General features: G+C 47.3%; 19 protein-coding genes. 11 read left to right on the plus strand and 8 right to left on the minus strand.

Features of this window, described 5'->3' with window-relative positions; translation table 11 throughout:
* The first annotated feature begins 69 nt into the window (after positions 1-69).
* The 3 genes from ACZ5KY_RS00685 to ACZ5KY_RS00695 are packed head-to-tail and all read left to right on the plus strand — an operon-like array spanning position 70 to position 5,089.
* Positions 70-4,161: a hypothetical protein gene (locus ACZ5KY_RS00685; RefSeq protein ID WP_464241987.1), complete on the plus strand. Its 4,092-nt coding sequence runs from the start codon at positions 70-72 to the stop codon at positions 4,159-4,161.
* Positions 4,162-4,176: 15 nt separating this feature from the next.
* Positions 4,177-4,845 (plus strand): DUF4126 domain-containing protein, encoded by a 669-nt coding sequence (locus ACZ5KY_RS00690; RefSeq protein WP_464241988.1) that lies wholly within the window; start codon positions 4,177-4,179, stop codon positions 4,843-4,845.
* A gap of 25 nt (positions 4,846-4,870) precedes the next feature.
* Complete coding sequence (locus ACZ5KY_RS00695) at positions 4,871-5,089, plus strand: hypothetical protein (RefSeq protein ID WP_464241989.1); 219 nt, start codon at positions 4,871-4,873, stop codon at positions 5,087-5,089.
* A gap of 108 nt (positions 5,090-5,197) precedes the next feature.
* On the opposite strand, the gene ACZ5KY_RS00700 is transcribed toward ACZ5KY_RS00695, so the two are convergent.
* Entirely contained in the window at positions 5,198-5,677 is a 480-nt protein-coding gene (locus tag ACZ5KY_RS00700; RefSeq protein ID WP_464241990.1) for a YbjN domain-containing protein, read from the minus strand.
* Between the two features lie 262 nt (positions 5,678-5,939).
* Between ACZ5KY_RS00700 and ACZ5KY_RS00705 the strand changes: the two genes are divergently transcribed.
* On the plus strand, positions 5,940-8,177 hold the full coding sequence (locus tag ACZ5KY_RS00705) for a heavy metal translocating P-type ATPase (RefSeq protein WP_464241991.1): 2,238 nt from the start codon (positions 5,940-5,942) through the stop codon (positions 8,175-8,177).
* 153 nt (positions 8,178-8,330) lie between these two features.
* Here ACZ5KY_RS00705 and ACZ5KY_RS00710 read toward each other — a convergent pair whose 3' ends face one another.
* Together ACZ5KY_RS00710 and fumC are read right to left on the minus strand one after the other, a co-directional pair.
* Positions 8,331-9,143 carry a ZIP family metal transporter gene (locus ACZ5KY_RS00710; RefSeq protein WP_464241992.1) on the minus strand — a complete coding sequence of 271 codons (813 nt, stop codon included), beginning with the start codon at positions 9,141-9,143 and terminating at the stop codon, positions 8,331-8,333.
* Positions 9,144-9,195: 52 nt separating this feature from the next.
* Positions 9,196-10,602: a class II fumarate hydratase gene (gene fumC / locus ACZ5KY_RS00715; protein ID WP_464241993.1), complete on the minus strand. Its 1,407-nt coding sequence runs from the start codon at positions 10,600-10,602 to the stop codon at positions 9,196-9,198.
* A gap of 270 nt (positions 10,603-10,872) precedes the next feature.
* Between fumC and ACZ5KY_RS00720 the strand changes: the two genes are divergently transcribed.
* The 4 genes from ACZ5KY_RS00720 (at position 10,873) to ACZ5KY_RS00735 (ending at position 14,826) form a co-directional block, all read left to right on the plus strand.
* Positions 10,873-11,247, plus strand: coding sequence for a desulfoferrodoxin (locus ACZ5KY_RS00720; protein ID WP_464241994.1), 375 nt, complete (start codon positions 10,873-10,875; stop codon positions 11,245-11,247).
* Positions 11,248-11,439: 192 nt separating this feature from the next.
* A complete protein-coding gene (locus tag ACZ5KY_RS00725) occupies positions 11,440-12,672 on the plus strand; it encodes a PqiA/YebS family transporter subunit (protein WP_464241995.1) in 1,233 nt (410 codons plus the stop codon).
* A complete protein-coding gene (gene pqiB / locus ACZ5KY_RS00730; protein WP_464241996.1) occupies positions 12,662-14,314 on the plus strand; it encodes an intermembrane transport protein PqiB in 1,653 nt (550 codons plus the stop codon). The genes ACZ5KY_RS00725 and pqiB overlap by 11 nt, the downstream gene beginning before the upstream one ends.
* The gene (locus tag ACZ5KY_RS00735) at positions 14,311-14,826 is read left to right on the plus strand and encodes a PqiC family protein (RefSeq protein WP_464241997.1); all 516 of its coding nucleotides are present in this window, start codon (positions 14,311-14,313) and stop codon (positions 14,824-14,826) included. Before pqiB ends, ACZ5KY_RS00735 begins: the two co-directional genes overlap by 4 nt.
* Positions 14,827-14,877: 51 nt before the next feature.
* Here ACZ5KY_RS00735 and ACZ5KY_RS00740 read toward each other — a convergent pair whose 3' ends face one another.
* Entirely contained in the window at positions 14,878-15,768 is an 891-nt protein-coding gene (locus tag ACZ5KY_RS00740; RefSeq protein WP_464241998.1) for a radical SAM protein, read from the minus strand.
* Positions 15,769-15,809: 41 nt separating this feature from the next.
* Positions 15,810-16,976 (minus strand): rhomboid family intramembrane serine protease, encoded by a 1,167-nt coding sequence (locus tag ACZ5KY_RS00745; RefSeq protein WP_464241999.1) that lies wholly within the window; start codon positions 16,974-16,976, stop codon positions 15,810-15,812.
* Between the two features lie 175 nt (positions 16,977-17,151).
* Between ACZ5KY_RS00745 and ACZ5KY_RS00750 the strand changes: the two genes are divergently transcribed.
* From ACZ5KY_RS00750 to ACZ5KY_RS00760, 3 genes are read left to right on the plus strand one after another with little or no spacing between them, the layout of a single operon-like run.
* Entirely contained in the window at positions 17,152-17,781 is a 630-nt protein-coding gene (locus ACZ5KY_RS00750) for a trimeric intracellular cation channel family protein (protein WP_464242000.1), read from the plus strand.
* A 12-nt stretch (positions 17,782-17,793) separates the two neighbouring features.
* Entirely contained in the window at positions 17,794-18,450 is a 657-nt protein-coding gene (locus tag ACZ5KY_RS00755) for a fumarylacetoacetate hydrolase family protein (protein WP_464242001.1), read from the plus strand.
* Positions 18,447-19,355, plus strand: coding sequence for a Rossmann-like and DUF2520 domain-containing protein (locus ACZ5KY_RS00760; RefSeq protein ID WP_464242002.1), 909 nt, complete (start codon positions 18,447-18,449; stop codon positions 19,353-19,355). The genes ACZ5KY_RS00755 and ACZ5KY_RS00760 overlap by 4 nt, the downstream gene beginning before the upstream one ends.
* Here the strand turns inward: ACZ5KY_RS00760 and ACZ5KY_RS00765 are convergent.
* From ACZ5KY_RS00765 to ppdK, 3 genes are all read right to left on the minus strand, one after another.
* On the minus strand, positions 19,352-20,002 hold the full coding sequence (locus tag ACZ5KY_RS00765) for a class I SAM-dependent methyltransferase (protein ID WP_464242003.1): 651 nt from the start codon (positions 20,000-20,002) through the stop codon (positions 19,352-19,354). The two genes, ACZ5KY_RS00760 and ACZ5KY_RS00765, sit on opposite strands and share 4 nt — an antisense overlap.
* Before the next feature lie 65 nt (positions 20,003-20,067).
* Positions 20,068-20,499, minus strand: a complete 432-nt coding sequence (locus ACZ5KY_RS00770; protein WP_464242004.1) for a hypothetical protein — start codon at positions 20,497-20,499, stop codon at positions 20,068-20,070.
* 224 nt (positions 20,500-20,723) lie between these two features.
* Positions 20,724-23,387: a pyruvate, phosphate dikinase gene (gene ppdK / locus ACZ5KY_RS00775; protein ID WP_464242005.1), complete on the minus strand. Its 2,664-nt coding sequence runs from the start codon at positions 23,385-23,387 to the stop codon at positions 20,724-20,726.
* Between the last annotated feature and the right edge of the window lie 47 nt (positions 23,388-23,434).

The raw sequence follows: 23,434 nt of genomic DNA on the forward strand, positions 1-23,434 counted from the left end.
CTCGCAAACGCGCCCCACCAACCGTGGCACAATTATTTTTGTCACCGTTTTCAAAAGGGAATGGGACTCATGAACTCTGCCCGTATACTCCTCGTTATTCTTCTGCTTTTTACTCCGCTCTCAGTCTTTAGCGCCCCCATTCAATCAGATCAAATACCCGCTGAATTAGCACCGTGGCAAGAGTGGGTTCTATATGGGCAAGAGGATCAAACCTGTACCACCGTTTGGCCAAATAACGACCAGCGCCGTTGTCGCTGGCCGGGAGAATTGACCCTGACGATCAACAATGCTGGCGCGACGTTTCAACAAAACTGGCAGATGGATCGTGAACAGTGGTTGCTACTGCCTGGCAATAGCCAACATTGGCCACAACAGGTAACATTAAACGGTGAACCCGCCTTGGTAATGCGCAGTGATGAAAACACCTACGGCAAAAACAGACCAATGGTTCAAGTCCCAGCGGGTCAACACATCATCAAGGGGCAATTCCGTTGGCAGACAATGCCAAAGAATATAGCGATTGATCCCCATACGGCGCTGATTAAACTTACCCGCAACGGTGCGTTGGTTCTTCAACCGCAACTCGACCAAAGTGGTCTACTATGGCTCAACAAAGGCTCCGATCTCGAAAAGAAAACAGAACAAGATCAGATCCATTTTCGGGTTTTTCGCCATGTGAGCGACACAATCCCCCTCCAACTAACCACACGGCTACAACTGGAAGTTTCAGGCCAAGCGCGTGAAGTTCGTACCGGGATTGTTTTAGCGCCTGGGTTTACCCCCCTTGCGCTCAAAAGCCCACTTCCTGCACGCCTTGAAAGTGACGGCACACTACGCATACAACTCAAACCGGGTAATTGGTCCATTGACCTCGTTGCGCGTCATCTTGGCCCCATTGACACCTTGACCATGCCCGACCCGAAGGGCCCTTGGGCCGAAAATGAAGTTTGGTCGATCCAAACTCGTAACAATTTACGTGTAGTGACCATTGATGGAGGCACAGCGATTGACCCTGCTCAAACCTCCATGCCTGCCGCGTGGAAACAGCTGCCAGCATACCTGATGACTCCCGAACAACCACTCACTTTGACCACTCGTAAACGTGGTGATAGCGATCCCGCGCCCGAACAACTTCATCTGCAACGGACTCTTTGGCTCGATTTTGACGGTAAAGGCTACACGGCTAAAGATACTATTAGCGGTCAACTCACCAACAGTTCGCGCCTTGAAGCAAATGCGACGCTTGAACTTGGTCGCGTCAGCATCAACAATCAGGATCAATTTATTACCCACCTTGATTTGCAAGCTCCTGCTGGGGTTGAACTACGCCAAGGAGCGCTTCAGCTTGAGGCCGAAAGTCGAATCAATCCAGAAAACGTCAACTCTCTTTCTGCGGTGGGCTGGAAAATCAATATGGGTTCACTACAGACAGAACTTAACCTTCCCCCTGGCTGGCGACTGTTAGAGGCCAGCGGTCCTGATAACGCATCAACAACATGGTTACGCAGCTGGTCACTACTCGACATTTTTGTTGTCCTTGTCTTAGCTTTGAGCTTTTGGCGATTATGGGGTGTTGTTGCCGGACTGGGGGCTTTGATCGGTATGATTTTAATTTATCACGAACCCAATGCGCCTCAACTTGTTTGGTTAAATGTATTAATCCCTATTGCTCTATTACGTGTTTTGCCAGAGGGGCACTTTAAACAGCTTACCCAGTGGTACCGTAATGCGGGGCTACTCCTTCTGTTAGTGTTCGGTTTAACCTTTTCGGTACAACAAATACGTAGCGCTCTCTACCCACAGCTTGAAGCGAACTCCTCCTACTCAAGTGGTTACGGTGCTGGAGTTGCCGTTACAGCACTCCCTGTACAATCAAAAAGTAGGATGGAGAGTCGGGTCATGTCGATGGCCGATGGCGAGATGGCATCACAAGCACGTGAACCGAAGCGACTCATTCCACAGTACGATCCAGATCTAAAAGTTCAGACCGGTCCAGGAATCCCGCATTGGCAGTGGCGACAGATCCAACTATCATGGAATGGCCCTGTTACAGCCGACCAACCTCTGAAGCTCTACTTGCTGCCACCTTTGGCGACCCGTCTGCTATTATTCAGTGGCGTACTTCTTATGGCCCTACTGTTCTTGCGCTTATTAACTCCTGGACCATTGCCTCGATGGAAAAGATCGGTAACGAAGCCGAGCTCGACAGCACTGGTATTACTCGCCTTGGCAACCGCGTTATTTTCATTACCACCGACGCAGGCTCAAGCTGCATTTCCATCACCAGAGCTCTTAGAGGAACTACAACTACGGTTAATGGAGCCTGCGAGTTGCAGCCCGAACTGTACTGCGTTGAACAAGCTAGAGATCAGTGCTGACCAGCAGCGCCTGCGCCTACGGATGACATTCCATAGCCAGACGAACAGCGCAGTTCCATTACCACTGCCAAACAAACAACTCACCTTGAATAGTGCCCGCCTAGACCAAAGCGATCAGGCAGCGCTTTACCGCGACAAACGGGGAGATCTGTGGGCAAGAATCCCTCAAGGGGAGCACATCCTCGAAATTTATGCGTCTGTGCCAGAAGCCCTACAGAGAATCCAACTGCCATTACCTATGGCGGCGGGGGTGGTTCGCATTACAGCAGCTAACTGGCAAATAACGGGGATTAAAGATGGTGAAGCCAGTCATGGCCCCATTGAGTTAACACGACAGACCACTCGCAATGATAAGCAGATTCAAGCGGGTGTGATTCCACCCTTTGTCGAGGTCCGCCGTGAACTGCATCTCGGTCACAATTGGCAGGTTAAAACAACCGTGCTCCGCTTAAGTCAGCTTGGCAGCGCCGCTCTGATTAAAATTCCACTGTTACAAAATGAACAGATTACCAGTTCAAGCATTCAAGTCATTGATCATCAAGCACTGATCAGCTTAGCGCCAAATGCGCGCACCTTTAGTTGGAACTCTCGTCTCGACACAACCAGTCAATTAGAACTTTTAGCGCGAAACAATGATCAATTTACCGAGATCTGGCAATTGATTGCTGAGCCCATTTGGCATGTTAAAAGTTCAGGTATTCCCGTTATTCATCATTATCAAAATGGTCGTTGGCAGCCGGAATGGCGGCCGTGGGGCAATGAAAAATTAACCCTCGACATTAGCCGCCCTACTGGTATTCAAGGGCAAACCGTCACCATAGATAACAGTCACCTCGAAATGACTCCGGGCAAGCGCACCACGCAAGTCAAACTAACGCTCAATTTGCGCACCAGTCAAGGCAGTGACCATGTCATCACTCTGCCAACTCAGGCACGGCTGGAACAAGTTACCCTTAACGGACAATCTCAACCGATTAAACAGCAGAACCTGTTAGTGACCATTCCATTGCCACCTGGTACTCATCGCCTCGAACTGACATGGCAACAAAATCAAGGCATTGACCTGATCACGCGAACACCACAAATTCACCTCGGTGGCAAAAATGTGAATTCAACGATCAGCCTCATGCTGCCTCAAGACCGCTGGACCCTTTTTACCGGTGGCCCTATTCTTGGCCCAGCAGTATTGTTTTGGGGGGTACTGCTTGTCGTTACCGCACTAGCGTTCATTCTTGGCCGCATGCGCTTCACCCCTTTACGCTGGTGGCACTGGTTACTTCTGTTCGCCGGATTAAGTCAAGCCAGTCTGCCTGCATTGATCCCTGTCGCAGCATGGCTTCTGCTGCTAGGCTTGCGAAAAAAACATGTGGCACAACTCAATTCAGCATGGCGCTTTAATTTCAGTCAAATGCTCCTTATCGCCCTAAGCTTCATCACCATGATCACAATTATTGGCGCGATTCAACAAGGGCTGTTGGGATTGCCAGAGATGCAAATTGTCGGTAATCGATCCAGTGCTTGGGCGCTTAATTGGTTTCAAGATCGCTCCAATGGCTTTTTACCCGAAGCATGGGCCCTTTCCGTGCCCATGTATATTTATCGACTGTTAATGCTTTTCTGGGCTCTTTGGCTAGCATTAGCGCTATTAAAGTGGGTACAATGGGGCTGGACATGCTTTAGCACTCAGGGACTATGGCGTAAATTACCGCCCCGGTTACCACGGAAAAAAGTGGCTAAAGAGGAGAAAAGAACTACGGATCGACCTCAAGCGCCACCACAATAAAGGATACTCAAAGCCATGGAACATCTTGAACAAATTAGTGCTGCAATCGCCTTAAGCATGGGGGCCGCATGGGCCAGTGGCATCAACCTCTATGCAACGATCCTTGTTTTAGGTTTAATGGGCAGTTCAGGTACCATGCCACTGCCTGAACCGATGCAGATTGTGCAGGAACCATTGGTAATTGGTGCCAGTGCATTGATGTACGCGGTTGAGTTTTTTGCTGATAAGTTTCCAGGCGTTGATACGGGATGGGATGCGATACACACCTTTATCCGTATTCCGGCGGGTGCAGCCCTTGCGGCAGCGGCAACAGGAAATGTTGACCCATCCATAAGCCTTGCAGCGGCTATTGTCGGTGGATCATTATGTGCGGCAACCCATGCCACTAAAGCAGGATCACGGGTGATGATCAACACCTCACCTGAACCCGTCAGTAACTGGGCAGCCTCTATCAGCGAAGATTTAGCCGTCTTTGGTGGTTTATGGCTTGCCTTGAACCATCCGTTATTATTTCTTGCGGCGCTGGTGATTTTTGTCATACTGTTAATCTGGCTTTTGCCGAAAATGTGGCGCGCGATAAAGAAAGTGCTTGCGGTGATTGGCCGATTATTTAAAAGAAAAGAATCTATTGTTGTGATTCAGCCAGATCAAATCACCAACGATAACCAATCCTTGGATGACTAATTATTTCAACTAAAGGTAGGGCACAATGAAACACTTTTTTAGACTTTTTTTTGCTGCAGCCATCCCGTTCGGTGCGGTGATGTTCGCCATCTCTATTAGCAACAATCCATGGCAACGTGCGTTACCCTTAGCGGTGGTCTTTGCCTTTTTATTCGGTTCACTCTTTGCACAAATTATGACTTTCAGAGCAGAAAAAAAGAAACAAAAGAAGGATAAAAAAGAGAAGAAACAGGAGAAGAACTAATCGCTGTTTTCGAGCGACAACAGCCTGGCAAACCAAAACAAAAAGTCCGCGTTGGAGAGTGCTCCAGCGCGGACTTTTTAATTACTACAAATTTTACAATCTAAACGATTACTTGTCTAAAACTTCTTCTTTAAAACCAGAAAGAACCTTTGTCCACCAGTTAAAAGAATCTTCGAGGTTACGTGTACTGACGCCATAATCGATGTTAACAGTCATCTGGATTGCAGGATCGCCATCGCTATCTAGATATGCCTTACCAAACCGCTTCTTAGCATTCCAGCGATTAATTTGTGTCAAAGAGACAGGGATTCCAGCCCAAGCTGTGCTGAATTGGATATCATCACAATCTTCATTGTCATCGTTGCAGCCATAAAAATAAATGCCATATTGAGTTCCATCAATACGACCTTTGATCTTCGGATCACCTTGTGAATCAGTGGTAAGCGTTGCAGAGCCATAACCTTTAGCGATATTAAGAATTTCGTAAGGTTCTGTCGCATCAACTAGAGCGTGAGCATAACCGACAGAAAGGATAAGAGTGCCAGCCAAAACTAATAGGTAGGTTGCCGCCTTAAGATAAAGTTTCATAAAATATTTCTCCTTGGGTTAGATGTTAATTAAATAAGTAGATTTATATGTCAACATAGTAAAAAGTTGTCTTGTAATAACTATCGGTGACTCGTGATTTTTTTCAAATTTACTTTCTAATCTTTAGCGACACTACTACGTGAAAACGCCCTTTTCAAGATTTTTCTAACCACCACAAACAAAATCAATTAAACTATTCTTCACAAACACATAAAGATTAAGTAAATCACCGTCACATCACACTTGATAGAGAGGTGACATAATGCAAGTTGCCGATATAAACCACGATACCCCACGACCGCAGAGCAACGGAACAACCATCACTTTTTCCTTACAAGGGATGAGCTGCGCTAATTGCGCTAGCACCATCGAAAAAGGGGTAAGTAGCCTAGCCTTTATTCATCATGCAACAGTCAATTTTGCCACAAGCACACTGACAATCTCTTTTGACTCAAACAAAATCAAACAAAATAAAATACACCAAGAAGTGATCAATAAAGTTTCATCGCTTGGTTTTGGTGCTCTCGATCAACGAGATGAAGGTCAAGAGGAGATTGATGCGCAACGACAAAAAAGGTGGCTTATTTTCTCAGCACTTCTGACCGCCCCCATCATGCCTTTAATGTGGTGGCCACCGGCCGCACCGGCGATCAACATTATTATAATTGGCACACTGGCAACCCTTGTTCAATTTTCAGCAGGCTTAGTGTTCTACCGTGGTGCGTGGAAGGCACTCAAGAATGGTTCAGCCAACATGGATGTACTGGTTGCCCTCGGCATTAGCTCTGCCTACGCCTACTCACTCATTGCGGCACTCGGCTGGCTCGGGCCACAGCCTGAAGTTTTTTTCGAAACGGGAGCGATGCTCATCACCTTTATCCGTTTGGGTAAATGGCTCGAAGTACGCTCACGCGGTAAAGCGGGGGCAGCGATGCGTGAATTAATGCAATTACAACCCGAGATAAGCCGCGTGCGACGTAATGGTATCGAAGAGCAGATTGCCACCGATCAGGTGCAAATCGGCGACCAAGTTATCGTCTTTGCTAGTGAAAAAATTCCCGTTGATGCACGAGTGATCGAGGGCAATTCTTCTGTAGATGAATCGATGCTTACGGGGGAAGCGATCCCTGTTGTTAAACAGCGCGGTGACGCGGTGACTGGTGGAACAATCAATCAAACGGGTCGACTCATTCTCGAAGCGGTACAGATCGGGAATAATACAGTACTAGCAAAAATTGTCCGGATGGTGGAAGAGGCTCAGGCCGATAAAGCCCCGATTCAACGTTTAGCCGATAGGGTTTCTGCGGTCTTTGTCCCCATCGTGATCAGCTTGGCATTTCTCACTTTTCTGGGCTGGTACGTTAGCGGTGCAACCTTTATTTTCGCCTTTAAAATGGCGGTATCGGTGGTGGTTATTGCCTGCCCCTGTGCCTTAGGGTTAGCCACGCCGACAGCTATCATGGTGGGCAGTGCCGTCGGTCTCAACGCTGGCATCCTGTTTAAGAGAGCCTCAGTTCTTGAGCAAATTGCCCACCTCGACACCATCTTATTTGATAAAACGGGAACCCTGACCCAAGGTCTATTTAAGGTCACCGACCTCATCCCTGCGGATACAATTAATCCGAACCAACTCCTGCAACTTGCTGGTGCCGTTGAATCAACAAGCCGCCATCCGTTAGCACAAGCGATTACTCAACACGCTCAAAATGTGGGGCCGATCCTAGAGGTAGATAGCGTTAGCGAACAAAGCGGTATGGGAATACAAGCCACAGTGAACCAACAGACAGTACACGTTGGAAGCAGTCGCTTTCTCCAACAGCACGACATTGACACCAGCCGTCTCACCGATACAGCCAATCAACTCTCTAGCGCAGGTAAAGCGCTGGTTTTCGTCAGCTGCGATCAGCAGCTATTAGGCATTATCGCTCTTCAGGATCAAGTCAAACCCGAAGCCGCACCGCTGCTGAAACGACTCACACAAATGGGTATCACCACCGCAATGGTAACGGGCGACAGTAAACAAGCGGGAAATGCCATCGGGGCAGTGTTAGGGGTTAATCGAATTATTGCCGAAGTGCTTCCCGAGGACAAACAAAAAATTGTCCAACAATTTCAAGATCAGGGTAAACGAGTCGCAATGGTTGGAGATGGGATTAACGACGCTCCAGCCTTGGCGCAAGCCGACATTGGCATTGCTATTGGAGCAGGTACCGATGTTGCCAAAGAGACAGGGGATTTAGTGTTAATGCGCAGTGACCTCGGCGATGTTTACCGAGCGATCGTGTTGGGCAAAGCAACGTTGAGAAAAATCAAACAAAACCTCTTTTGGGCATTCTTCTACAACTTGGTCGGTATCCCCTTGGCAGCAGGGCTACTTTATCCGTGGTTGGGACTATATCTTAAACCTGAATTTGCAGGATTAGCGATGGCATTTTCCAGTGTTTCAGTTGTAACCAACAGCCTATTGTTAAAGCGGGTGTCGCGTAAGTTAGCAAACTGATGGACTTGACGGATCGTAGCGAGAAATAGACTGCTTGAGACCAGATTTTCGAGAATTTGAGAGCTAACAGTAAGCCTATTTGTCGAAAATTATCGGGAATATGGGCCAAGTCGGGCTATTTCGCAGTAGGTCCATGTGAAGTCCGACAGTCTGCTAGCCTAAGGCCACATCTAGGGTCATCATCAGGGCAAAGCCACACATGGCGCCAACAGTGGCTAAGTCAGTATTCCGTGCTAATTGAGATTCGGGGATAACCTCCTCGACAACGACATAGATCATCGCCCCCGCTGCAAACGACAGGGCGTAGGGTAACAGCGGTTCAATCCAAATCACAGCGGCAGCACCAATTACCCCTGCAACAGGTTCAACCATTCCTGAAAGTTGGCCATACCAAAAACTCTTACCACGGCTCATCCCTTCGCGACGAAGCGGAACGGCAACAGCCGTTCCTTCGGGGAAGTTTTGAATGCCAATGCCAATAGCTAAGGCAATCGCCCCCATCAACGATGCGGAGGGCGAACCTGCTGCCACCGCACCAAAAGCGACTCCGACCGCTAACCCTTCAGGGATATTGTGTAGTGTAATGGCAAGACACAGCAAGGTACTGCGTTGCCAACTGGTCTTGATCCCTTCCGCTTCGCTCATCGGAAAACCGATATGCAGATGAGGCAACACCTTATCAACCGACCACAAAAATAAACCACCAGATAAAAAGCCAACAACAGCGGGAACCCACGGTATTCCACCCGCCTGTTCTGTCATCTCAATTGCTGGAGCTAACAATGACCAAAAACTAGCAGCGATCATCACCCCTGCGGCGCAACCAAGCATTCCATCAAGCACCTTGCGATGAATAGTTTTGAAAAAGAACACTAAACTAGCACCAAGAGCGGTAACGAACCACGTAAACAACGTGGCCAATAATGCTTGAACAATGGGATTTAGTTGAGCAAACCAGTCATACATAAATTCCGCTCTCCATGCCTGAAACTGAGAATAATTTTAAACTGATTATATTTTATGAAGAGACCGAGTTATCAGTCATCTCCAAGGGAATAATCCACTGATCAAATTCTTCATCAGTGACAAAACCAAGAGCAACAGCTGATTGTCGTAATGTCAGCCCTTCAAGATGGGCTTTCTTGGCAATTTTTGCTGCATTATCATAACCAATATGGCGATTCAATGCCGTGACCAGCATCAAGTTCTTATCCAAATTTTCCTGAATTTTCACCTTATTTGGCTCAATACCGACCGCACAGTGACCATTGAAAGCGAGGCATGAATCGGCAAGGAGTTCACAGCTTTCGAGAACATTGTGCACCATCACTGGTTTATAGACATTGAGTTGAAAGTTGCCCTGCGTTCCAGCAAATGCCACCGCCGCGTCATTACCAAACACCTGCACACATACCATGGTCATCGCTTCACATTGAGTGGGGTTGACTTTGCCCGGCATAATGGATGAACCAGGTTCATTTTCAGGGATGTTTAACTCGCCAATGCCACAGCGCGGGCCACTGGCTAACCAACGGACATCATTGGCCATCTTCATCAGGCCACCGGCGAGGGTACGTAGCGCCGCCGATGTCTGCACTAAGGCATCATGCGCGGATAAAGCAAAAAACTTATTCCTTGCGCTAGTAAAAGGATACCCCGTTAATTGAGAAATTTTAGCCGCTGCCAGATCGCCAAATTGAGGGTGTGCATTCAGTCCTGTACCCACAGCGGTACCACCAATGGCTAGCTCATACAACCCCGGCAGAGTATCCTGAACCGCTTTGATGCCGAAATCGAGTTGTGCGACCCATGCACCAATCTCTTGGCCGAGGGTAATAGGCGTTGCATCTTGCAGATGGGTGCGACCAATTTTAACTAGGTCGATATTTTTTTCAGCTTTAGCTGCGAGTGTATCTCGTAAAGTGTTCACAGCAGGCAACAATTGTTGATGGAGTTGTTCGACCACAGCAATATGCATCGCAGTGGGAAAGGTATCGTTAGACGACTGTCCACGATTGACGTGATCGTTGGGATGAACAGGACTTTTACTGCCTAGAATACCATCGGCCAATTCAATCGCCCGATTGGAAATCACCTCATTGGCATTCATGTTGGACTGAGTGCCCGATCCCGTTTGAAAAACAACCAACGGAAAATGGTCATCCAAATATCCCGCAATCACTTCATCCGCAGCACGACTGATCAAAGCCGCCAATTCGTCAGGGAGTTCACCGAGTTCAGCATTCGCCAGCGCAGCCGATTTTTTTAACGTGCCGAGAGCTTTTATTACCGGCCGCTGCCATTGAAAACGGTTCACTCCAATGGGAAAATTGGCGATGGAGCGCTGAGTTTGTGCCCCCCAGTAACAATGATGGGCGACCTCGACCTCACCCATTGAGTCGGTTTCGTTGCGAAAATCACTCATCAATTTCTCCTATTTATGATCATCATTTATTCAATTCAAGTAATACTGACTATCATAGCAAAAAATGACAACGATGTATTTTTTTCATAAGAGAATACAAAAACAGTCCGCTTCGTTAGATACGAAGAGGTGGGCTTCACTATCATCAGAAAGGTGTTAGCGCCTTGTATGTTGATCACGATTTGCTACACTAACAATTAAGTATGTTTGAAGCGTTTCAAGAAACAAAATCGAATCACCAAATCTCGTAAATTTATCAAGGAGAATCACATGACAGCTCAACACGGTATTTACAAATGTTCGGTATGTGGCACCATCGTTGATGTTTTAACACAAGGTGTTGGGACCCTTATCTGCTGCGGTGCACCGATGACCTTATTAGTGGAAAATAGTACCGATGCGGCGCAAGAGAAGCATGTGCCTGTTACCACCTGTGCCGACGGTATCGTCACAGTAACCGTTGGAAGCATTGCCCATCCTATGACCGAAGAGCATTACATTGAGTGGATTGAAGTGATTGCTGATGGCGCGAGCCAACGGGTATTTCTAAATCCCGGTGATGAACCTAAGGCCTGCTTCACGGTGCGCAGTAACGATATTATTGCTCGGGCTTATTGCAACCTACATGGGCTGTGGAAAGCTTAATCTTCGATTGAGAACAACGTGACACACAGCGGCAGCTATCGAATTCGGTAGCTGCCGTATTTTTTCCAATCTAACGCGATTTGCTTTTTCATAAAGACCAAAACCTGTCAAGAATATCATATTAAAAATACTGCTTTTAACGTAAGATAATTTCTCGTCAACGTTAACACTGACACCTTTGAGCAATAACTCATGAAACAACTTACCTGCCCCGATTGCGATCTTATCGTCGAGTTTGTTGCTCTGCGTGATAAGCAACGAGCCTTTTGTCCCCGCTGTGGACATCTTCTCACTCACCGAAGGATTCGTGCTCTTGAACGCGCCACCGCCTTCGCCATAGCAGGACTGCTATTTCTGATCCTCGCCAATATCTATCCATTTCTTTCCTTCAGCGTTAACGGTCAAGAGCAGGTGATGACCTTACTACAAAGTTCTCAAGAACTTTATCGTAATGGCAGTAAAATCCTCGCTCTTTTTGTTTTGGCGTTTATCATAATTGTTCCATCACTCATCATTATAAGCTTACTACTGGTACTGATACCAATTCTTCTAAAACGTCAGCCGGTCATAGGCCAACGCCTGTGGGCAAGGTTCATCTTTACCCTTGGTCCATGGAGCATGGTGGAGGTTTTTATCCTCGGAGTACTGGCCAGCTTAACTAAAATTGCCAGCATGGCGACCATTGTCCTTGGATTATCATTTTGGGCCTATGTGGCATTCACATTGTGCTTTCTCATTTCACTCTCAGCCCTCGACCGTTATCAATTTTGGCGCACAATCTTGCCCCAGCAATCCACTCCTGCGATATCAGGGCAGAGTGCTGCCAGTCAGGGGCTAGCGAACTGTCACATCTGCACCCTCACCAGCAACAACACACAGCATCATTGTCCCCGTTGTGGCGCAACCCTACATACGAGGATACCCAACAGTTTACAACGCACTGTTTCATTACTCATCACGGCAATGGTCCTTTACATACCCGCCAATTTTTTACCCATTACCCATACAGACCAATTTGGCAATGTGCTTGATAGCACCATCATGGGCGGAGTAATACTGATGTGGGAACATGGTAGCTATCCTGTTTCTCTGATCATTTTCATCGCCAGCATTATGGTACCAAGCGCTAAACTTTGTGCGCTAACGTGGCTGAGTTGGAGCGTTTCGCGCCCAAACAGCCAACATTACAAACAACGAACATCGGTATATCGCATTACTGAATTCGTTGGCCGCTGGTCAATGGTCGATGTATTTGTTGTTGCCATCCTTGTTGCCTTAATTCAAATAGGCGGCATACTCACCATCCGGCCTGGACCCGCAGCACTCGCTTTTTCAGGGGTTGTCATCATCACAATGCTCGCAGCCGAGGCCTTTGATCCTCGACTGATTTGGGATAAATTAGAGGAGAACAATCGTGACCAATAAACACGCAGTAATCAGCAAAAAACGTCGCTTTTCAATGGTGTGGATTGTCCCCATTGTTGCTGTATTTCTTGGTGGTTGGATGGTATTACACAACTATGCCACACGAGGGCCTGTCATCACGATTCAGTTCGCTAACGCTGAAGGGCTTGTCGCTGATAAAACCCATATCAAAGCGTTAAATGTTGATATTGGTATCGTACAGAGTGTCGAAATCAATCCAAACTTTGATGGCGTATTGGTCACAGCACAGGTCAAAAAAGAGGTTAGCCCCCTGCTATGTACTGACAGCCAATTTTGGGTGGTTCGTCCACGCTTTGGCGCTGCGGGGATATCAGGGTTAAGTACCCTACTGAGTGGAGCCTATATTGAATTATCACCGGGCAGCTCAAAGAAAATGGGTAAGAATTTTATCGGACTGGAGGATATTCCACCCACTCCTGCTAATACACCAGGGGTGCGCCTCACCTTAATCAGCGACCGAGATACATCTCTCAGCGTCGGCGAACCGGTTCTGTACCGTGGTTTTAAAGTGGGCCGAGTCGAAAAAACTGTTTTTGACACGAAAAGTCGCCAAGTGCGCTCGGATATTTTTATCGATGCTCCGTACAACGACCTGGTAAGCAGCACCAGCCGTTTTTGGAATGCTAGCGGCATCTCTATTGATATGGATACAGAAGGTGTTCGAGTAACCAGTGAATCATTAGAAACTCTGATCATTGGTGGTGTTTCCTTTGCCCTACCAGAAGATACTCCCGCAGGTGACGTGGTTCTCAATGGTGAAAAATTCACCCTGTACCCGAACCAGCAGAGCATTAATGTCACCCAGTTTCTGTACAGTTCCGATTATATTTTACTCTTTAACAGCTCTGTTCGTGGTCTTGATGTCGGTGCTCCGGTTACTTTTAGCGGACTCGATATTGGCCATGTTGTCGGTATCTCATTCGACTACATTCCGAGCAATGTTCTTGAATTCGACAACAATAACGTTTCCATTCCTGTCCTCATCCGTATTACTCCCGCGACCTTGACGGGTGAAGATTCCGAACTGACGCTTAAAAGGCTTCAACAACGGATTGACAAAGGGATCGATTCCGGACTACGCGCTAGTCTTAAAACAGGAAACTTACTCACAGGAAGTCTTTATGTTTCTCTCGATTTTATTGAGGCCCCCAAACCTGCTGGCGCTAAAACCATTGCTGAGTATGCATTAATTCCAACGGTTTCAGACAGTTTTGATCAAATCCAGACCAAAGTCAGTACGCTACTCGATAAATTTAACGAATTAGCATTGAAACAAACAGTCGATGATGCAGGGCTGGCCTTACGTGAAGTTAGCTCAGCGGCAAACCGGTCTGAAGCCGTTATCGCCCACCTTGACACCCTGCTTGGTAGTAATGAGATCCAGCAACTGCCAGAAAACCTAAACGAAACGCTGCTGGAACTGCGGGTTAAGTTAAGTGCCATTATTGCCGATTATTCATCGGACTCCCCAGTCTATCGTCAGCTCGAACAGAACCTCGACCAGCTTCAACAAACACTGTACAGCATTGAACAACTGTCGACCCAAGTGGACACCCAACCTAGTCGTTTAATTTTTTCTGACCCCAGACCTGCTGATTTATCCCCGGAGGGATCACGATGAAAACCGCAATAATCGTTACTGTTGTGCTATTCATGACTCTGTGTGGTTGTGCTAAAACAAAAACACCACAGAATCACTATTACTTACTCAATCCGCCGCAGAACCAGCAAGGTGAATTGAACACAACACCGCCAAAACTGCGCATTGAACTCGCTCAATATTTATCTCAGGGATCGTTAGTTCTTCAACTTGATGACCAACAAATTCAGCCGAGTCATTACCATCGCTGGGCCGAGCCGCTAGCCGGTATGATTGAACGTTACCTTCAGCGTCAACTCCAGCAGGGGTGTCAACCTCAACAAGAGACCTCTATTACCGTCGTGATTGATCGCTTTCACGGTTCGCCGACTGGTGAGGTATGGCTTAGTGGACAATGGTGGGATGATAGCCAAGCGAACGTTCGCCCGCACCAATTCGACTATCAAACTAAACAGGAACAAGCGGGCTATGATAGCGTGGTTATCTCTTTACAACAGTTACTCGACAGAGTTGCTAACGAACTCGCCCAATAATGATCCAATACTCCAAAGCCGTTATCGGGGCCGATAACGGCTTTGGAGTATTTAGTACACCTGTTCGCGGTAGCTCGGTACTTCGTTAAACCACACAGGATCACGTTGTCCTGCATCGAGAGCCTGTTGCGCTGTGTCGATCAAACGTTGACGATCTTTGGGATAACTGCCAGCTAAATTAAGGAAATTCGAGACATGGTTAGAGCGCAAAATCGTCTTTTGCGGATGAAGTTGCTGTAAAATATCGAGTGTTTCAGCCATCACCTCGCCGTGACTCAACGGCTCAATTGAAGTGAAGTAATCATCATTATGGCGACGGAACATAGTCAACAACGAAAAATACTCGGGCGATAGTGCGTTGATCCACTTCGCAGTCTCAGCTGCATGTTCACGACTGCGTGCTTTACCAGCCAAGCCCAGAATCGCTGTCACCGACAACTTCAGACCAGCGCTCTTCGCCTTTTGACACAACGCCAACATCTGTTCGGCATCAAAGCCCTTATTGACCAAACGCAACGTGTCACTGTCACCACTCTCTAAACCAAAATAAAGGATACGTAGTTTGTTTTCCCGCAGCAAACGTAATTCCTCCTCAGTTTTAGTCGTTAAACTGCGCGGAGAAGCATAACTTGAAACACGTGTTAACCCAGGCAATTGCTGTTGCAGCAATTGTAATAATTCAACCAATTGCACTTGCGGATATACCAGAGCATCACCATCGGCAAGAAATACCCGCTGTATCTTCAACCGCTGTAGTGGCGAGATTTTAGCGAGATCCTGAGTTAAATCCTCCACCGAGCGCAGTCGGAATTTCTTCATTTTGTACATGCCGCAAAAGCGACACTGATTTTGGCTACAGCCGATCGTAGCTTGAAGAATCAACGAACGTCCTTCAGATGGCGGACGAAACACCGGTTCTTCATAAGCGATGGGAAAATACATAGAAAAAATCTCCGACTATAGATTCAAGTAAATTTTAGGAATTAATGATTACTGCGCCAATCAATCTCACGCAAATGCTGCCGGGCAGCTTGGGCTAAAGTCTGGTTTTCGGTCACATCAACTGCAGCGAGAAAATAATGATAGGCACTGGTCCAACGATTGCGTTTTTTCAACAGCACCTTACCGGCACCAAAATACGCCTGATCAAGGTCGGCATCGGTCGGATGCTCAGCAATACAACGGCGGTAGATCACCAATGCTGCATCATCATCGCCGTTTTCGTAGAGATAATAGGCCAACGGTAGCAGAGCTAACACGGATATCTGTTTTCGCTGTGTTTCGTCTCGTATCTTAAAATAGACTGGCACAGCCGCAGAAAATTGCCGCTGTTCAATCAATTCATTGAGATGTTCCACCACTGAAGGATGGAACTCTTTGCTATCGCTCTGACCACTTAACTGACGAACACGTCGTAACAATGGCAGGTGGTCAAAGCCATAAGCAATGACCGCACCGGTTAAAAACCCACCTAAATGAGCGCCGTGCGCTACCCCACTACCACTCTGAGTAAAAAGAAATGGCAACAGATTATCAACAATCAAATAAACCCCCAACACCAAACGCACAGGAAGATAGAAGCTATCCATAATAAAAGGGAATAAAAAGATAAATGTTTTTACTTTATTTTTCGGAAACCAGACAAAATAACAGCCTAAAACCCCTGAAATTGCTCCCGACGCACCAATAAGAGGGGTATGGGAATCGGCCATAAACAATGCAAAAAACAGCGTCGCCATCATCCCAGTAAACAGATAAAGAACCAGATAGCTCAACCAACCAAGTCGATACTCGACATTGTCGCCAAAGATCCACAGAAACAGCATGTTACCAGCGAGATGAAGGATGCCTGCATGGAGAAACAGTGAGCTCAATAGGGTTGAGAGACTCGGTACCGCTGATTTGAAACCATACTCAAACACCACCAAGTCATAGGCACTCATCTGTGCTGCAACCATCTGGGCTTGACGTAGACTGGTCACGCCAATACGGTGTAAATATTCAAGCAACACCGGGTCACTGGGGTCAGGCCGCAACTGTAACAGTGGTATCGTAATCACCACGAACACCAGAATATTCAGCGCCATCAGCACCCACGTTACATATGGTCGGCCGGGTGGATTAGGTTGATCAGCTAGGGGAAGAAACATTACAGTCCTTCGGCAAAATACACCATCTCAAGTGATTGATTTTTCGCCACTTAACCAGTATGCTCATGAGCGCTTATCGCTCAACAACGCCAACAGTAAATAGTGTAACTAACCGCTACTATATTACCTCTGAATCCATCAATCGTCTAACGGAATCAGATTAAAGTGAGAGCCTGTGGATATTCTTTATATTCTTGACCTGACCGGCACCGCGGCTTTTGCCATATCGGGCGCGCTGGCGGGAGTACGCCGGCAAATGGATCTGCTCGGGATTCTAGTGCTTGGTATTGTTACCGCAATAGGCGGGGGCACGTTACGCGATATTCTCCTCGGCGATACCCCACCGTTTTGCCTTAAAGATGAAACCTACCTCTATGTGTCGATCATTTTTGCATTGATCACATTTTTTACTCACCACGTTGTCGATCGCTATAGCAATGCTTTGCTTTATTTTGACGCCATTGGCCTTGGCACCTTTGTGGTTATTGGCACAGGTAAGGCGCTGGACTTCAATACGGGATTTGTTGGCGCAATTATTATGGGGATGATGACCGCAACCGCCGGTGGCATGATTCGCGATATCCTTTCGGGGCAAGTACCCCTTATCCTAAAAAAAGAGGTCTATGCGACCGCCTGTTTAGCAGGTGGGATATTGTTCTTTGTACTCACTCAACTTGGCGTTCCACGCACCGCGACCATGCTGCTCTCCGCACTACTTGTCGTCACTTTACGCTTACTGGCTATCCGCTATAACTGGTCGCTACCCACCGCCGGGGAAACACCTTCGACCACTCATGATAACTAAGGAGATTTCGCCATGCACACCATCACTTTAAACGGCTGCGAAACACCCATTGCCGTTGGAAAAATCATTTGCCTAGCTCGAAATTATGTCGCGCATGCACATGAGCTTGGCAACGAAGTCCCATCAGAACCTGTCATTTTCCTCAAACCCGCCAGCAGCATGATTTTCGAAGGTGAACACGTTGAGATTCCACCCTACTCTAATGATTGTCATCATGAAGTTGAACTGGCTGTTCTCATTGGTACAAAAGGTAAAAACATTGCCGCTGAGGATGCTATGAGCCATATCTCTGGTTACGGCATTGCTATTGATATGACACTGCGTGACACACAAGCGAAACTAAAGGAGAAAGGCTTTCCTTGGGAGAAAGCCAAGGGCTTTGACACCTCATGTCCCATCTCAAGTTTTGTCGGCGCAGACAAGATTGTTGATCCACACAATTTAGCCATTCAACTCAGTGTTAACGGTCAATTGCGTCAAGATTCAAACACCGACTGCATGATTCGCCGTATTCCTGAAACGATTGCCGCCATCACTCAAGGGTTTACCCTTGAGCCAGGTGATATTATCCTTACGGGCACCCCAGCAGGGGTCGGTCGAGTTGTCAGTGGCGACACCATGGCTACCATGATTGAGGGCATTGGCACGCTTCAGGTTAGCGTGAAATGATTGGGTGCGCTAAACCCTCCGTCGCCTTAATCGGTCCGGGTCGCCTGGGTCAAGCCGTCACAGCCCTGTTGCGCCAACAAGGCTACCCGATTACAGCCATCGTTGGCCGTGATCGACTTCGTACGGCTGACGCGGCGCGCTTTATTGGTGCCGAACTGATGGCCACCACCGATATCAACCGCTGTGCACCAGCAGACATTATCCTTATCGCCACGGCGGATGATCAACTGGCGACAATCGCGGCACAGTTGTGCGCAACGGTGCCACTTCGCGAGACCACCCTCCTCGTCCATTGCAGCGGTTTGCATCCAGCACAGATACTTAAACACTCTGCTGACATGCCCCAGCAGGTACTGGCAATGCATCCATTACAAACATTTGCCAGTGGCGAACAGGGGATGAAGAGTTTAGCGGGATGTTTTTTCTCTCTTGAAGGGGATACGCAGGCGATTGAACAGGGGCAACAACTTGTTAGCGATCTGGGGGGAGAATCATTCATCATTGAAGGGCAATACAAGGCCCGCTACCATGCTGCTGCCTGTATGGCATCCAACTATATCACCACCTTAATCGACAGTGCCGGTGAAGTTCTTAGCCAATGCAATCCGCAACAGGATATTCCCCTATCAGTACTCGGCCCCCTCATTCGTACAGCGGTAGAAAACAGCCTCACCCTTGGCCCAAAAACCGCGCTAACTGGGCCAATTGTTCGCGGCGATGATGGTACGATTACCAGCCACCTAGAACAACTCAAACAACATCACCCTAACCTTGTCGCCCTGTATCAACAACTGGGGCTACAAACGGTTGACCTCGCTCAGCGCTCGAATAGACTGCCAGCGGCAAAGGGTGAAAAAATCTCAAAGATCCTGTCACAATCAGCTAATGAACGGAAATCAGGTTAAACGACAGCCTTACGGAAGATCACCACATCAGAACCAACAAATTCATACTCAGCCTGCCAATGTTGCGCCAGCCAGTGAAAGGTTGCGCGTGAAAAAAAACGAACGTGAGTCGGATCATTTTTATAATGCCAGCGACTAAACGCCTCAGCGTCAGTAACCATTTTAGTCATCACACCGAGAACTCCACCAGAATTTAGGTGACACCATAGCCGCTCAAGTTCAGTGCCAAGTTGATGGATGTGCTCCACCACTTCGCTGCTGGTGATAAAATCGTATGACCGCTGCCAAACCAATGGATCATTGGCATAAAAATGATCAAAAATGGTCATCGTATAACCAGCCTCTTCAAACATCAACGACAAGGTTGGCCCTGGTCCACTGCCGAAATCCAGCCCCTGCGCATTATCGCCAAGCTGTTCTAAAACAGGATCGAACAACCGACTTAGAAATTGACGATAACCACGATCTAGCGGATTGTTTTGATGCTGATCGTAGACCTTCTTCTCTTCATCTGCGGGGAGAAAATCCTGTTGATCGACAAACACCAAGCGACAGCACTGACATTCATAGTAGCTTCGACGCGAATCTTGAGCGTACAACTCAACATGACGATCAGCGCACAACGGACATAACAAACTTTTCCTCAACGTTTCACTCCACAAAAAAAGCCCCTGCAACAGGGGCTTTAATGTTTTTAATTATCCAATAGTACTTAATACATTTGCGCTAGGGACTTTTTGGCATAGCCACGTAACTTACGATTGCCCTCAGCCATGATTATCTCAAGGGTTGGACTGTATTTCGAATCATTTGTTGCACCCAACGCCTTAATCATCCATGCCATGGCATCAACGTGATCACGATTATTGCCTCTAATTTTAAACCCTTTAAGAAGGTATTCTTCGACGACATCCATCACTTCAGGGCCAAACATCTGACCACGGATAATCCGCTTGGCGGCATCGCGCTGTGCCAATGGGTTTTGACTTTTAATCTGCTTAATATAGGTCTCTGCATCACCCTCATTATATTGATACGGCGCATCAACATTGATCGAAACATACGGAAATGCCTGCACAGAGGGCACGACAGAAAACATCACGCTAACTAAAAGTGCTAAGAAAGTGTATTTCATACCGTTCATTGGTTCCTCCAGAATAAGATCTTGAATGTGACACGATGATCGTAGCGAGATCATAAATTCATATCACCTACGCCATCGCTATATCAATCTCTACATGAACTAAAACTTATACCACATCCAAATGCAGAGAGAAACCCTCCACAATAAACTCATAAAAAAGGCCCCTGGTTTCCCAGAGGCCTTTGAATCAATCTAACTATTCGACACCGAGTGCCGTGCGTTGCTTACTGCTCTTCAAGAAGAACCGCATGCGCTGCAGCAAGACGTGCAATCGGTACACGATATGGCGAACATGAAACATAATCTAGACCAATTTTATGGCAGAAGATAACACTTGATGGCTCACCGCCATGCTCACCACAGATGCCAAGCTTGATATCTGGACGAGTTTCGCGCCCTTTTTGGCAACCCATCTCAACGAGGAAGCCAACACCATCTTGATCAATAGCAACAAATGGGTCTTCTTCGAAGATCCCTTGCTCAACATACAGTGGCAAGAACTTACCCGCATCATCACGAGAGAGGCCATACGTTGTTTGAGTTAGATCATTGGTGCCGAATGAAAAGAAATCTGCTTGGGTAGCGACCTGATCAGCGGTAATCGCTGCACGAGGTAACTCGATCATGGTGCCAACTAGATACTCAACTTTCACATCATACTCAGCGATCACCGCATCAGCGACTTTCACTGCATTAGCACGTAAAATCTCAAGTTCTTTCACGCCACTAATCAATGGGATCATAATTTCAGGGACAATATCGAACCCTTCATCTTTAATCAAAGCGCACGCTGCTTCCATGATGGCACGAACTTGCATGTCATACACTTCAGGGTAGGTGATCCCTAAACGACAGCCACGATGACCGAGCATCGGATTAAATTCGTGGAGGAATTCAACCTTTTGCTTCAACGTCTCAGCAGGAACATTCATGCTCTGAGCTAAACCGTCAATCTCCTTATCGGTATGAGGTAAAAATTCATGCAATGGTGGATCTAATAGACGGATCGTAACAGGGAGGCCCTTCATTTCACGGAACAAGCCGAGGAAGTCTTCGCGTTGCATACCGATAATTTTAGCCAGCGCCAACTTGCGACCATCGAGATCTTCAGCAAGAATCATCTCGCGTACCGCCATAATCCGACCAGCATCAAAGAACATGTGCTCAGTACGACATAGGCCAATCCCTTCGGCACCAAATTCACGAGCGACTTTGGCATCAGCAGGAGTATCAGCATTGGTACGAACCTTAAGGCGACGAACCTGATCGACCCAACCCATTAATGTACCAAACTCACCGGTTAATTCAGGTTGAACCGTCGGAACGGTTCCGCACATCACTTCTCCGGTAGAACCATCAAGGGTGATGATATCGCCCTTGTTAAACACTTTACCAGAACGATCCGCAAACTGTTGTTTCTCATAATTAATTTTGATATCGCCACAACCTGAAACACAGCACTTACCCATACCACGAGCAACAACGGCAGCGTGAGATGTCATACCACCACGCGCAGTCAAGATACCTTCAGCCGCATGCATACCATGAATATCTTCAGGGCTGGTTTCTACACGCACTAGAATTACTTTTAGACCTAGCTTCTTGGCTTCTTCCGCCTCGTCAGCAGAGAAAACCACCTCACCCGAGGCAGCACCAGGTGACGCAGGAAGTCCTTTTGCAATGACATCTTTTTGTGCATTGGGATCAAGAGATGGGTGGAGAAGTTGGTCGAGCTGCTCTGGAGCCACACGAAGAATGGCTTCCTTTTCAGTGATCAAGCCCTCTTGAACCATATCGACAGCAATACCCACCGCTGCTTTAGCGGTACGTTTACCATTACGGGTCTGCAACATGAACAAGCGACCTTTTTCAATGGTAAACTCAATATCTTGCATATCGCGGTAATGCTTCTCAAGTTTTTGCTGAATCACCATCAACTGTTCGTAACTTTCAGGCATCACCTCTTCCATTGAAAGAAGGGTTCCATCACTGCCCGCTTTGTTGATCGGTTGAGGAGTACGGATACCCGCAACAACATCCTCACCTTGAGCGTTGATCAAAAACTCACCAAAAAACAGGTTTTCACCTGTTGATGGGTTACGAGTAAACGCAACACCTGTAGCACAATCATCGCCCATGTTACCAAAGACCATTGATTGAACCGTAACAGCAGTACCCCACTCTGAAGGGATATTGTTTAAGCGACGATAAGTGATCGCACGCTGATTCATCCACGAACCGAAGACTGCGCCAATCGCGCCCCACAGTTGCTCTTGCGGATCATTAGGGAAGGCTTCACCTAACTCTTCAGTATATTTATTTTTAAACAGGCCAACCAACTCTTTAAGATCAGAAGCGGTCAGAGCGGTATCCTCTTCAACACCGCGATCCTCTTTCATGTTTTCAAGAATATCTTCGAGAAGCTCGCCATCGAGATTCTTAACGACGTTAGCGTACATTTGAATAAAGCGACGATAGGAATCGTAGGCAAAACGCTCATCACCGCTGAGCTTAATAATGCCCTGTACGGTTTGATCGTTAAGTCCGAGGTTGAGAACGGTATCCATCATCCCTGGCATGGAAGCACGAGCACCGGAACGAACCGATACCAGTAATGGACGCTCAGCATCGCCGAACTTTTTGTCCATCAACTGCTCCATCTCAGTGAGCTTTGCTAAAACTTGATCTTTCAATCCGTCAGGATAATTGCGATCATTTTTATAATACTCATTGCACACCTCTGTGGTGATACTGAATCCAGCTGGCACAGGTAGGCCAATCGAGGTCATATCAGCAAGGTTAGCACCTTTACCACCCAACAGGTTTTTCATTTCGCTTGTACCTTCAGCTTTACCGTCGCCAAAGAAGTACACATATTTGACTGACATCAGTCTTCCTCCTCACAAAAAAGTTGGTTAATCCAAAATGAGCTACG

The organism is Desulfuromonas svalbardensis, assembly GCF_055389415.1.

Bases quoted from the DNA above. Each gene is read 5' to 3' on its own strand.
- ACZ5KY_RS00710 (WP_464241992.1), bottom strand. From the start codon at position 9,143: ATGTATGACTGGTTTGCTCAACTAAATCCCATTGTTCAAGCATTATTG.
- ACZ5KY_RS00700 (WP_464241990.1), bottom strand. From the start codon at position 5,677: ATGAAACTTTATCTTAAGGCGGCAACCTACCTATTAGTTTTGGCTGGC.
- ACZ5KY_RS00720 (WP_464241994.1), top strand. From the start codon at position 10,873: ATGACAGCTCAACACGGTATTTACAAATGTTCGGTATGTGGCACCATC.
- ACZ5KY_RS00725 (WP_464241995.1), top strand. From the start codon at position 11,440: ATGAAACAACTTACCTGCCCCGATTGCGATCTTATCGTCGAGTTTGTT.
- ACZ5KY_RS00760 (WP_464242002.1), top strand. From the start codon at position 18,447: ATGATTGGGTGCGCTAAACCCTCCGTCGCCTTAATCGGTCCGGGTCGC.
- ACZ5KY_RS00690 (WP_464241988.1), top strand. From the start codon at position 4,177: ATGGAACATCTTGAACAAATTAGTGCTGCAATCGCCTTAAGCATGGGG.
- ACZ5KY_RS00740 (WP_464241998.1), bottom strand. From the start codon at position 15,768: ATGTATTTTCCCATCGCTTATGAAGAACCGGTGTTTCGTCCGCCATCT.
- ACZ5KY_RS00695 (WP_464241989.1), top strand. From the start codon at position 4,871: ATGAAACACTTTTTTAGACTTTTTTTTGCTGCAGCCATCCCGTTCGGT.
- ACZ5KY_RS00755 (WP_464242001.1), top strand. From the start codon at position 17,794: ATGCACACCATCACTTTAAACGGCTGCGAAACACCCATTGCCGTTGGA.
- fumC (WP_464241993.1), bottom strand. From the start codon at position 10,602: ATGAGTGATTTTCGCAACGAAACCGACTCAATGGGTGAGGTCGAGGTC.
- ACZ5KY_RS00705 (WP_464241991.1), top strand. From the start codon at position 5,940: ATGCAAGTTGCCGATATAAACCACGATACCCCACGACCGCAGAGCAAC.
- ACZ5KY_RS00685 (WP_464241987.1), top strand. From the start codon at position 70: ATGAACTCTGCCCGTATACTCCTCGTTATTCTTCTGCTTTTTACTCCG.
- ACZ5KY_RS00745 (WP_464241999.1), bottom strand. From the start codon at position 16,976: ATGTTTCTTCCCCTAGCTGATCAACCTAATCCACCCGGCCGACCATAT.
- ppdK (WP_464242005.1), bottom strand. From the start codon at position 23,387: ATGTCAGTCAAATATGTGTACTTCTTTGGCGACGGTAAAGCTGAAGGT.
- ACZ5KY_RS00735 (WP_464241997.1), top strand. From the start codon at position 14,311: ATGAAAACCGCAATAATCGTTACTGTTGTGCTATTCATGACTCTGTGT.
- ACZ5KY_RS00770 (WP_464242004.1), bottom strand. From the start codon at position 20,499: ATGAACGGTATGAAATACACTTTCTTAGCACTTTTAGTTAGCGTGATG.